Origin of the sequence: Zhengella mangrovi, assembly GCF_002727065.1 — a bacterium.
Lineage (GTDB): Bacteria > Pseudomonadota > Alphaproteobacteria > Rhizobiales > Rhizobiaceae > Zhengella > Zhengella mangrovi.
Genome location: NZ_PDVP01000017.1, coordinates 35,912 through 47,452, shown reverse-complemented (window position 1 = coordinate 47,452; position 11,541 = coordinate 35,912). Strand labels below are relative to the sequence as shown.

The following is an 11,541-nucleotide window of genomic DNA, read 5'->3' as shown; positions in this document are numbered from 1 at the left end:
AACCTTGGGCACTGGCGTGCCGGGGATCGAGCGGACAATGGTCCAGCCCGGATGACAAAGTGCTGAGCAGGCGGTGTGCCGGACTGCCGCAGGTCCCCTGCGTTCCTGTCCGGGCGCCCGCCTTGGCGCCAAGGCGCTTGCGCAAGGCGCGAAAATGCGCTTTCGGATGGTCATGCGCGATATCAACATCAAAGCGACGGAATATTTCGAGGCCGTTGCCCGACTCGGGTCGATCACCAAGGCGGCGCTCGAACTGGGCGTCTCGCCCTCCGCCGTCTCGCAGCAGATCCGCAACCTGGAAGGCCAGTTCGGCGTGCGGCTGTTCCGTCGGGAGAAGCGCAAGCTGATCCTGACGCTGGACGGCGACCGGCTGTTCCAGACCACGACCCAGGCGTTCAGCGCCATTCGCAATGCGCGCAGTTCCATCGCCCGCCAGCGCGAGGTGCGCAACCTGACCATCCGCGTCAGCCCGAGCTTCGGCGTGCGCTGGCTGGGACCGCGGATCAACAGCTTCCTGACCGAGAACCCGGAATGGAACATCCGCATCGACGCCACACCGGATTTCTCCGCCTTCGAGACGGAGGCGGTCGATTTCGACCTGCGTTACGGCCTCGGCGGATGGGCGGGCCTCAGCGAACGGCGGATCATGAACGACCTGGTCCTGCCGATCTGCAGCCCGGACTATCTCGAAACGCTGCGCGGGCTGTCTGACGACCCGGCGGAACAGTTGAGGAAGGCGCGGCTGATCGACAGCGTCAAGACGATTTTCCGTTGGGATCTCTGGCTGGCGCAGAACAATGTCACCATCCCCGATCTCAACTACCCGCTTCGCTTCGACCGCTCCTCCATGGCCATCGAGCTTGCCAAGCAGGGCGGCGGTCTCGCGCTCGACAGTGTCACGCTGTGCCTGCCCGACCTCATCAGCGGCAACCTCGTTCCGTTTTCCTCCGCCTTCCCGGTGATCGACTTCCCGGCCTACTGGTTCGTCTGCCCGCCGCGCCATTTCAACCGGCGCATCGTCAACCGCTTCGCCGACTGGCTGGCCGGCGAAAGCGCGGCGCACGAGACGCAGGCCCGCCAGGTGCTGGCCGATTTCGGCTGCGAATTCCGGCTCGAGACCGGCTCCGGCCTGATCCAGGTGGCGCCGACGTCACTTTGAAAGGCGGCGTCAGTAGATCGTCAGGGCCGGGACGTAGGAGATCAGCAGCAGTACGATCAGCGCGACGAAATAGAACGGCATGAGCGATTTCACGACCTCGCCGATGCCTGTACGCGCGATGGCGGCGGATATAAAGAGCGTCGTCCCGACCGGTGGCGTGTAGAGGCCGATGGACAGGTTGACGACCATCATCAGGCCGAGTTGCACGAGGTCGAGGCCGATGGCCTGACCGACGGTCACGAACAGGGGTCCGAGCAGCAGGACGGCCGCAGGCAGATCGAGAAAGGCGCCGACGACGAGCATGACGATGTTCATCGCAAGGATGATCATCCACGGCTCGGAGAAGGACGACGTGACCCAGATCGCCAGCGTCTGCGGTACGCGCTCGACGGTCAGCAGCCACTGGATGGTCGACGAGGCCATGATGATGAACATCACCGCGCCGGTCATCATCGCGGTTTCCACGCAGGCGGCCCAGATCAGCCGGGCATTGAGATCGCGGTAGACGAAGCCGCTGACGAACAGGGCATAGGCCACCGCCATGACGGAGACTTCGGTCGGCGTGGCGATGCCGAAGCGCAGCGTGCCGATGACGAAGACCGGCATGAGCAGCGCCGGGACGGCCGTGAAAATCTGTCCCTTGAAGGCCTGGAAGCCGCCTTCGAGCGGGGCGCGCGGCAGGTTGCGCCGGTGGGCCACCCACCAGACCATGGCGAACATGCCGATCCCGAGCATCAGGCCGGGCAGGATGCCGGCGACGAAGAGGTCGACGATGGAGACGTTGGAGACGAGGCCGAACAGGATGAGCGGGATTGACGGCGGGATCAGGACCGAAACGGTGGACGAGGCCGAGTTGATCGCCGCGGCAAAACCCTTCGGATAGCCCTCCTTGAGCTGGACCGGGATGAGGGCGTTGCCGAGCGCCGTGGCATCGGCCACAGCCGAGCCGGATACGCCGCCGAACATGACCGAGCCGATGATGGAGACCTGGCCGAGGCCGCCCTTGAAGTTGCCCACGAGCAGGCGGGCGATATTGACGAGGTAGACGCCGAACTTGCCGGACATCATCAGGCTGCCGGCCAGGATGAAGAACGGGATGGCCAGCATCGGGAAGCTCTGCGTCGGCGTGTAGAGACGCTGCAGGATCACCGCCAGCGGCTTGCCGTCGAGAATGAGGGCCACGCCGACGCCGCCCAGCATGGCATGGGCGACCGGTACGGCCAGCGCCAGCAAAATCATGAAAACCCAGATCATGGCCAGGGCCATCGTCGTCTCCTCCCGGAAGTCTGTGTCGACGGTTTTCCCGGAGCCGTCACGGGTCGTCTGCAGCAGCGTCGCGCGCCCGGAGCATCTCTCGCGCCTCTTTGAACCGCGCCCATGCTCTCATCTCATGTCTTGACGCGATCCCGAACGCGGAACCGGTGCCCGCTTTCGCTGGAATTGCTCTAGCTCAAGCTCGCGTTCTCGGGGTCGTGGTCCATCACGTCGATACCGCGGAACACGCGGACGAGGTCGGCGAAGGCGATCAGCGCGATGGCGGCAAAGGCATAGACGAGGCTGGCATAGCCCCAGACCTGCTTGATGCCGAGCGTCGAGAGCGTCTGGAAGCGCGATGCCTTGAGGATCGGCTGCCCCGACCACAGGACGCCGAGCGCGATGATGATGATCGTCACCTGGATGATGGCCTGCAGGACGAGGCGCTTGCGGCCCTGCAGGATTTCGGCCAGCAGCGTGATGGCGATGTTGCGACCGCGCGCCGAGGCGATGACGAGGCCGCCTGCGACCAGCCAGGGCAGCAGCACCGCGTGGATCTCGTAGGCCCAGGGAATGCCGGAATCGAAGGCATAGCGCAGGATCACGTTGGTCAGCAGGGCCACGAACATGAAGGCCAGGCAGGCAACGGCGATCACCTTGCCGCTGCTTTCCAGCAGGAAAGTCAAGCCGGCCAGCAGGCGGAGGAAGGGGGAAGCCCCCTTCCTCGCTGCGCCGGGGACGGGTCCGCCGGCGCCGGTCATCACTCTGCCGCAGCCTTTTTCAGGGCTTCGACCAGGTCCGGGTACTGCTTGGCATACTTCTCGTAGACCGAAGCGGTGGCTTCCTGGTAGGCCTTCTTGTCGGCCTCGGCGAACTTGGCGCCCTCGGCTTCCATCTTCGGACGGAGTGTCTCGTCGCCTTCCAGCGACATCTGGCGCTGCAGCTTGCCGGCTTCCTTCGTTGCCTCGATCGCACAGCCCTGCGTCTTCTCGTCGAGACCCTGCCACCAGGACAGGCCGGCCACGACGGGCGTCGACTCGTACTTGTGACCGGTCATGGTCACATAGGGCGTGATCTCGTGCAGCTTGGCCGAGTAGATGTTGGTCAGCGGGTTTTCCTGGCCGTCAAAGACACCGGACTGCAGCGCGGTCGGCAGTTCCGACCAGGCCAGCGGGGCCGGGGCGGCGCCGAGGGCCTCGAAGATGTCGACGGTCATCTGGTCCGGGGGCGTGCGGATCTTCATGCCCTTGATGTCTGCCGGCTCGCTGACGAACTTGGAGACATGGGTGACATTGCGGATGCCGTTGTCCCAGAAGCCGAGGATCTTCAGCCCGGAATCCTGCGCGCGCTTGTCGAGCATGGCACCGACGTCACCGTCGAGAACCTTCCATGCCGTCGGCAGGTCCTTGAACAGGAAGGGCAGGCCGAGCAGGCCGATTTCCGGAACGATCTGCGACATGGCGCCCTGGCTGTTGGCCGTCACCTGGATGACTCCGCCGGTTGCCGAGGTCAGCATTTCGACGTCGTTGCCCATGGTGGCGGACGGCGCGACGTTGACGGTGTCCTTGCCGTCGGTGCAGGCGGAAAACAGCTCGGCCCACTTTTCCGCCGCGACGAAGCGCGGGTTGCCGGCATTGGCGCCGTGGGCGAAGATCACTTCCTCGGCGCTGGCGGCCGAAGAGAGCATGGTGGTGGCCAGGATGGCCATGGCGAGACGTTTCATCATTTTCTTTCCTCCTTCAGAAACGAAACATTGGCAGGTCTGATCGGCCCGGCTCCCTGTCCGGGCCGTCCGGGGATCAATGGATGAGCGATCCGCCGTTCACGTCGACTTCCGTGCCGGTGCAATAGGCAGAGAGGTCGCTGGCCAGGAAGAGAGCGCAACCGGCAACGTCGGATGCCTCGCCGGCCCGGCCCATGGGAATGCCTTCCAGGATCTGTTCCTTCATAGCCGGCGTCAGCTTGCCGGCGGTGATGTCGGTGGCGATGAACCCGGGGCAGATGGCGTTGACGCGCACGCCTGCAGGCGCCAGTTCCCGCGCCATGGCCTTGGTCAGGCCGAGGATGCCGGCCTTGGCGGCAGAGTAGTGCGGGCCGCCGAAGATGCCGCCGCCACGCTGCGCCGATACCGACGACAGGTTGACGATGGCGCCGCCCTTGCGTTCCCGCATGCCGGGGATGGCGGCCTGGCTCATGTAGAGCGTGCCGCGCAGGTTGACGTCGAGAACGGCGTCGTAGTTGTCCGGCTGGATGTCCATGATCTTCAGCGGCTGGGTGATGCCGGCGTTGTTGACCAGCACATCGATGCGGCCCCAGAGCCTTTCGATCTCGGCAACTGCCTTCTGACAGGCCGCCTTGTCGGTGACGTTGCAGGCCAGGCCGACGTGGCCTTCGCCCGGCAGGTCGGCAGCCGCTGCCTTCGCGGCAGCTTCGTCGAGGTCGAGGATCGCGACCGTCGCGCCGTGCTCGGCAAACAGGGCGGCTGTCGCCTTGCCCAGTCCACGCGGGCTCGCGGCGCCGGTCACGATTGCGAATTTTCCATCTAGCAGGCCCATGGCCATAGTCTCCCGGATCGGTTTGGGTTTCATGTTCCGGAGCGGCCGTTACAGCCAGCCCCTGATCTGTTCGGCGACCTTTGCGACCGAGAGCCCGTACATGTCATGCAGGGTCGGGAGCGCACCGGCCTCCAGGAATTCGTCCGGCAGCCCGATCATGCGGAAGGCCGGCGTGACGGCATTGGTCAGCAGCACGCGGGCGACCGCCTCGCCCAGGCCGCCGTTCACCGAGTGATTTTCCGCGGTGACCACGAGGCGGCCGCCCCGGCCGGCCTCTTCCAGGATCGTCGCGGTATCGAGCGGCTTGATGGTCGGTACATGCAGCACGGCAACATCGATATTGTCGGCGGCCAGCACTGCCGCCGCGTCGAGCGCGCGCATGGTCATGATGCCCGAAGCGACAACGAGAACGTCGCGCCCCTCGCGGATCATCTGCGCCTTGCCGAGCCGGAAGCGGTAGTCCGGCTTGTGGCGGGTCAGCACCGTGGGCACCTTGCCGCGCAGCAGGCGGGTATAAACGGGGCCGTCGTGGGCAGCGATCTGGGGCACCATGCCCCGGATGTCGTCGGCGTCGCAGGGATCGATGATGGTCATGTTGGGCAGGCCGCGGAAGATCGCGAGATCCTCGGTCGCCTGGTGGCTCGGACCGTAGCCGGTCGTCAGGCCCGGCAGGGCGCAGGCGATCCTGACCGGCAGGTTCTCTTCCGCGATGGCCATGGCGATAAAATCGTAGGCGCGCCGCGACGCGAAAACGGCATAGGTGGTGGCAAAGGGCAGGAAGCCCTCGCGCGCCAGGCCGGCGGCCGCCGACATCAGCAGCTGTTCGGCCATGCCCATCTGGTAGAACCGGTCCGGCATCGCCTCGGCGAGGATGTGCAGGTCGGTATACCTGCCGAGATCGGCCGTCAGGCCGACGATCCGTTCGTCCTTGCGGGCGAGGTCGACGAGCGCGTGACCGAAGGGCGCGGAGACGGTGTCATAGCCTTCCGCGGCCAGTGACGCGATCATCGCCGAGGTTGCCACCTTGTCACCCTGGACGGGCTTTCGCGGCTCATACTTGCGGGCCATGGAGGCGAGCGTCATGACGGTTTCCCCTTTTCCAGCACGGCCAGGGCCTTGGCCCATTCATCGGCCTCGACGCGGACGAAGTGGGTGATCTCGCGCTTTTCCAGGAAGTCGACGCCCTTGCACATGGTGGTATCGAAGATGATCACGCGCGGCCTTGCACCGGCGAGGTTGCGCGCGGCATCGAGCGCTGCGACGACGGCCTCGAGGTCATTGCCGTCAACGCGCTGGGCATGCCAGCCGAACGCGGCCCACTTGGCTTCTTCCGGAACCCGCGCCAGCGCGTCGGTCGTCCTGCCGTCGGCCTGCTGGTCGTTGAAATCGACGAGGCAGACCAGGTTGTCGAGCCCGTGCTGCACGGCCGACATGGCCGCTTCCCAGGTCGAGCCTTCGCCCAGTTCGCCGTCCGACATGAGATTGTAGACCAGCGCCGGGCTCTTCTTGCGCTTCAGGCCCATGGCCGCGCCGACCGCGATGCCGAGCCCATGGCCGAGAGAGCCGCCGGTGATTTCCATGCCCGGCGTGTAGGACGCCATGCCGGACATGGGCATGCGGCTGTCGTCCATGCCGTAGGTTTGCAGTTCGTCCTCGGGCAGGATACCGGCTTCCATCAGCACCGCGTAGAGGGCAATGGCATAATGGCCGATGGAGAGATAGAAGCGGTCGCGGCCTTCCCACTCCGGATCTTCCGGCCGGTATTCCAGCGCATGGAAATAGCTTGCCGCCAGAACGTCGGCGATCCCCAGCGCCTGGCCGATGTAGCCCTGGCCCTGAACTTCGCCCATGAGCAGCGCCTTGCGCCGGATGTTCCAGGCGCGCATCGCAAGCGATACGTTCGAAGCGCGCAGGTTGCGCGGCCGCAGGTTTTCCAAGGTTTCCTCCCGCAGTGACAGTCACGGCGTGACGAAGGTCCTAGCAAAAGCGCGGGCCAGTTCCGAATCTGAAAAATTAACAAGGTGTGTAGGAAAACTTAATATCATCGCGGCGTCCGCCCCATTAATCCATCGCGAACGCATGTCGCCCGGGTGGCGCGGTCAGGAAGACCGGCCGCCGTCCGGCCCGAGGGAGGAGAACGGACATGAGGCTTGGACTGGGCAGCTATGCCTATCGCTGGTCGATCGGGATCAAGGACCAGGTTCCTGCCGTCCCGATGACGCCCTTCGACGTGCTGGACGCGGTGGCCGGCTACGGCCTCGACGTGGTGCAATATGCCGACAACATGCCGCTGGACCGGCTGAGCGAGGCGGAGCAGCACCGTCTCCACGAACTGGCGCAGGACAAGGGCATCGCGCTCGAACTGGGGACCCAGTGCTTCGACGCCGGCCAGGTTTCGGACTACCTCGTGATCGGTCAACGCATCGGCGCCCGGATCCTGCGCGTGGCGCTCGATGCCGAGGACGCGCTGATCCCGGTTCCCGACCTCGCCGAGCGCCTGCGGCCGCTGCTCGAGAAGGCGCGCAAGGCGGGCATCCGCATCGCCATCGAGAACCATTTCAACTATCCGTCGCCGCGCATGGTGGACCTGCTGGAAACGGTCGGCGACGACACGCTGGGCGTCTGCCTCGATGTCGCCAACTCCATCTGTGCCGGCGAGTGGCCGGAAGAGACGGTGCGCCTGCTGGCGCCCTACGCGATCAACCTGCACCTGAAGGACTACGTGATCACGCCGGATACCAATGGCGTCGGCTTCTACATCCACGGTGTGCCGCTGGGCCAGGGGCGGGCGCCCATCCCGTGGATCCTCGACCAGCTGGCGCATTGTCCGGCGGACATGAGCGTGATCCTGGAACACTGGCTGCCGAAGGGCGACGACGTGCAGGGCGCGCGTGACAAGGAGACGCCCTGGCTGGACCAGACGGTCGCGGCGGCACGAGACTACCTGAAAGGGCGCTGAGGAGGAGCAAAGCATGACCGAGATCCGCACCAAGAAACTGATCAACGCGCCGGAAGACCTGATTGCCGAAGCCATCGAGGGTATGGTTCTGGCGCATCCCGACATGCTGACGGTCGAAGGGCCGACGGGCCGCGCCGTGGTCGCGGTTGACGGTCCCCGCGACGGCAAGGTGGGTCTCGTCATCGGTGGCGGCTCGGGCCACGAGCCGGCCTTTGCCGGCTATGTCGGCCGCGGGCTTGCCGATGCGGCCGCCGTGGGCAACGTCTTCGCCTCGCCGAGTCCGGAGCAGATCATGGACGCCGCGCGGGCGGTGGATGGCGGCGCCGGCATCCTGTTTCTCTACGGCAATTATACCGGCGACGTGCTCAATTTCGACATGGCCGCGGAAGAATGCGAGGCGGCGGGCATCCCCGTACGCTCGATCCAGGTGACCGACGACGTGGCCTCCGCGCCTGCCGACCGCTCCGGGGAGCGGCGCGGCATTGCCGGTGACTTCTTCGTCTTCAAGATTGCCGGTGCCGCCGCCGAGCAGGGTCGCGACCTTGCCGCCTGCGAGGCCGCCGCGCGTCATGCCAATGCCAATACGCGGTCGATGGGCGTGGCGCTGACGGCCTGTTCGATGCCGCAGACCCTGAAGCCCAATTTCGAGATCGGGCATGACGAGATGGAAATCGGCATGGGCCTGCACGGCGAGCCGGGAATCCGCCGCGGCAAGCTGGAATCGGCCGATGCCGTTACCGACGAACTGATGGGGCCGATCCTTGCCGACATGGGCCTGACCGAAGACGACGAGGTGGCCGTGCTCGTCAACGGGCTCGGTGCGACCGGTCCGCTGGAACTCTACATCATCCACCGCCGCGTGGCGCAGACCCTGGCCAGCAGGGGCGTGACGATCCATCACTCCTGGGTCGGCGAATATGCGACGTCGCTGGAAATGGCCGGTGCATCGGTGACGCTGATGAAGCTGGACAGCGACCTGAAGCAGCTGCTCGACACGCCGTGCCGCACGCCGGCCCTTACGGTCGGCAATGCGCTGCCGCCGGCCAGGGGCACGCGAACGCGCCGCCACGCAGCGGCTTCCCAAGAGATCGCGGCCATCGACCGGGCAAGCCTCGTAACCGAGGGTGCCGTCACCCCTGTCCTGTTCCGCGCCATGATGCAGGCTGCTGGCGAGGCCATCGCAGAGAACCGCGACTGGCTGTCCGAGCTCGACGGCGTGATCGGCGACGGCGACCACGGCATCACGATGGATATCGGCTGGACGGCCGTGCGCAAATCGCTTGCCTCGTCGGCAAATGACGAGACGATCTCGCAGACCTGCGACCGGATGGCGAAGGCTTTTCTGGATGCCGTGGGGGCTTCCTCCGGCCCGCTTTACGCCAGCGCCTTCCGCTCTGCCGGAGAGGCGGTCTCCGACCGTCTCAACCTCGATGCTGCTGCCATGGTGGCCTGGGTCGAGGGCATGCATGCCGGCATCCTCAAGCGCGGCGGCGCATCCCTGGGCGACAAGACGATGATCGACGCCTGGGCGCCGGCCGCGGAAGACGCCCGCGCGGCGCTCGCCGGAGGTGGCGACCTCTTTGCGTGTCTCGATGCCGCCGTTGCCGGGGCGGAACGCGGCCGCGACCATACCGCGACGCTGGAAAGCCGCCGCGGGCGGTCCGCCAAGCTCGGCGCGCGCTCGATCGGGCATGTCGATCCGGGTGCGGCCTCGGCGCATGTGATGCTGAAGGCGATCTGCCGGGCCGCGGCGCAGGGCGCGCAGTAAGCCTGCCGCCGGGCGGGCCTTGAGGCCCGTCCCTAGCGCCCGAACCCGGCGCTGTAGGGAAGCCAGGTCGCCAGGCCCGGGAAGGCGATCAGCAGCGCCAGGCCCAGGATCATCAGTCCCACGAAGGGTGCCGCGCCCTTGACCACCTCGGAGAGCGGCGCGTCCGTGATCCCCTTGATCACGAAAAGGTTCATGCCGACCGGCGGGGTGATCATCGCCAGTTCCAGGTTGATCATCAGCAGGATCCCGTACCAGACCGGATCGATCCCGAGGTGGATCATGGTCGGCAGCAGGATCGGGGTCGTGATCAGGATGATCGCGATGGATTCGAGGAACATGCCGAGCACGAAGATCAGCGCCATGACGGCGATGATGAAGCCGAGCGGGCCCAGCCCCATTCCGGCCACGGCCTCGGTGACGCCGACGGGCAGGCGGATGATGGTGATGGCATGGCCGAACATGGCCGCCCCGGCGATGATCATGAACACCATCATCGACGTGCGCATGGCCTGGTAGGCGCATTCGTAAAGATCGCGCAGGCCGAAATTGCGATAGACGACGACGGCGACCACCAGCGCGTAGAGGGTGCCTGCGGCTGCCGCTTCGGAAGCGGTGAAGATGCCCAGGTAGATGCCACCCATGACCACCGGCGGGGCGAGAAGCGCCCAGACAGAGCGGCGAACAGCGCGCAGCACGTCTGCGAAGGCGGCACGGTCCGGCGCGGACATCTCGTCGCGGCGGCGGGCCTGGAGAAGGCAGAAGACGGCGAAGATGAACGCCAGCATCAGGCCGGGCAGGATGCCGGCCAGGAACAGCGCGCCGATCGAGGCTTCCGACACGATGGCATAGAGGATCATCGGGCCGGAGGGCGGGATCAGAATCCCGAGGGTTCCGCCGGCGGCAATCACTCCGAGCGCATCGCGTTCCCGGTAGCCGAAGCGCTTCATCTGCGGCAATGCGCTGGAGCCGATCGACAGGGCGGTGGCGACGGACGAGCCGGAAATCGCGGCGAAGATGGTGCAGGCGAGGACGGTTGCAACGCTGAGGCCGCCCTTCACGTGGCCGATGAGCGTGTAGGCGAAATCGTAGAGATCGTCGATGACCTTCGCCCGGATCAGGATCTGCGCCATCAGCACGAAGAGCGGTATGGTCGTCAGCAGGTCCTTGTTGAGGTGGGAGAAGACCGTGTCGGCCACGCTGGAGACGCTGCCTTCGAAGATCACGAGGATGACGGTCGCCGTCAGCCCGAGCGCGGCGAAGATCGGCATGCCGGCGAGCAGCATGGCGATGAGGCCAAGAAACACGATGGCGACGGTCATGCGCGGGCTCCGGGGGCAAGCCGTGCGAGCAGACGGGCGAGGGCGGCGAGCACCAGCAGGCCGGAGCCGACGATGAGCGCGGACTGGGGAATCCACATCGGCGCTTCCAGGTATCCCGGAGAGTAGGATCCGAAGCTGTAGGCGAAACGGACCGCCTCGTCGGCGCTCAGCATGAGAATGGCGGAAAAGATCAGGACGGCGAGGTTGCCGATCACGTCGATGATGGTGCGTGCGCGCCCGGATACCCGGTCTGCGACCAGGTCGATGGCGATATGATCGCCCCGGCGCAGGGCCTCGGCCGCCCCGCTCATCACGATGGCAACGAGCAGGTAGCCCAGCATCTCGTCGCCCCACTTGAGCGGCGTGTCGAGCACGTAGCGCTGGAAGACGGCGAAGACGACCAGTGCGAAGGCGAAGAGGATCAGCAGGGTGCTGATCATGCCGCCCAGCCGCACGGGCCATTCGAGGATGCGGATGACGAGCGGGGGAACGCGCCCGGTTCCCCCGTCCGATGCAGGATGTGCCAT

Annotated in this window: 11 protein-coding genes; 3 read left to right on the top strand and 8 right to left on the bottom strand. The window is 66.0% G+C overall.

Annotated elements, in window-relative coordinates; all coding sequences use genetic code 11:
• The first annotated feature begins 172 nt into the window (after positions 1–172).
• The gene (locus CSC94_RS20135) at positions 173–1,159 is read left to right on the top strand and encodes a LysR family transcriptional regulator (RefSeq protein WP_099308233.1); all 987 of its coding nucleotides are present in this window, start codon (positions 173–175) and stop codon (positions 1,157–1,159) included.
• A 9-nt stretch (positions 1,160–1,168) separates the two neighbouring features.
• Here the strand turns inward: CSC94_RS20135 and CSC94_RS20130 are convergent, their stop codons facing one another.
• The 6 genes from CSC94_RS20130 to CSC94_RS20105 all read right to left on the bottom strand — a co-directional run bounded on the left by CSC94_RS20130 (position 1,169) and on the right by CSC94_RS20105 (position 6,854).
• Positions 1,169–2,425 (bottom strand): TRAP transporter large permease, encoded by a 1,257-nt coding sequence (locus CSC94_RS20130; RefSeq protein ID WP_099308177.1) that lies wholly within the window; start codon positions 2,423–2,425, stop codon positions 1,169–1,171.
• Positions 2,426–2,604: 179 nt separating this feature from the next.
• Complete coding sequence (locus CSC94_RS20125) at positions 2,605–3,174, bottom strand: TRAP transporter small permease (protein ID WP_099308176.1); 570 nt, start codon at positions 3,172–3,174, stop codon at positions 2,605–2,607.
• Positions 3,174–4,139 carry a TRAP transporter substrate-binding protein gene (locus CSC94_RS20120; RefSeq protein WP_165784526.1) on the bottom strand — a complete coding sequence of 322 codons (966 nt, stop codon included), beginning with the start codon at positions 4,137–4,139 and terminating at the stop codon, positions 3,174–3,176. Before CSC94_RS20120 ends, CSC94_RS20125 begins: the two co-directional genes overlap by 1 nt.
• Before the next feature lie 73 nt (positions 4,140–4,212).
• Positions 4,213–4,974: an SDR family NAD(P)-dependent oxidoreductase gene (locus CSC94_RS20115; protein ID WP_099308175.1), complete on the bottom strand. Its 762-nt coding sequence runs from the start codon at positions 4,972–4,974 to the stop codon at positions 4,213–4,215.
• 42 nt (positions 4,975–5,016) lie between these two features.
• Entirely contained in the window at positions 5,017–6,051 is a 1,035-nt protein-coding gene (locus tag CSC94_RS20110; RefSeq protein WP_099308174.1) for a transketolase family protein, read from the bottom strand.
• Entirely contained in the window at positions 6,048–6,854 is an 807-nt protein-coding gene (locus CSC94_RS20105; RefSeq protein WP_099308231.1) for a transketolase, read from the bottom strand. The genes CSC94_RS20110 and CSC94_RS20105 overlap by 4 nt, the downstream gene beginning before the upstream one ends.
• Positions 6,855–7,111: 257 nt before the next feature.
• Here CSC94_RS20105 and CSC94_RS20100 point away from each other — a divergent pair, with 257 nt between their 5' ends.
• Positions 7,112–7,927 (top strand): sugar phosphate isomerase/epimerase family protein, encoded by an 816-nt coding sequence (locus CSC94_RS20100; protein ID WP_099308173.1) that lies wholly within the window; start codon positions 7,112–7,114, stop codon positions 7,925–7,927.
• A gap of 13 nt (positions 7,928–7,940) precedes the next feature.
• On the top strand, positions 7,941–9,695 hold the full coding sequence (gene dhaL, locus CSC94_RS20095; RefSeq protein WP_099308172.1) for a dihydroxyacetone kinase subunit DhaL: 1,755 nt from the start codon (positions 7,941–7,943) through the stop codon (positions 9,693–9,695).
• Positions 9,696–9,727: 32 nt separating this feature from the next.
• On the opposite strand, the gene CSC94_RS20090 is transcribed toward dhaL, so the two are convergent.
• Both CSC94_RS20090 and CSC94_RS20085 read right to left on the bottom strand, forming a co-directional pair.
• Positions 9,728–11,014, bottom strand: coding sequence for a TRAP transporter large permease (locus tag CSC94_RS20090; protein ID WP_099308171.1), 1,287 nt, complete (start codon positions 11,012–11,014; stop codon positions 9,728–9,730).
• The gene (locus CSC94_RS20085) at positions 11,011–11,541 is read right to left on the bottom strand and encodes a TRAP transporter small permease (protein WP_099308170.1); all 531 of its coding nucleotides are present in this window, start codon (positions 11,539–11,541) and stop codon (positions 11,011–11,013) included. The genes CSC94_RS20090 and CSC94_RS20085 overlap by 4 nt, the downstream gene beginning before the upstream one ends.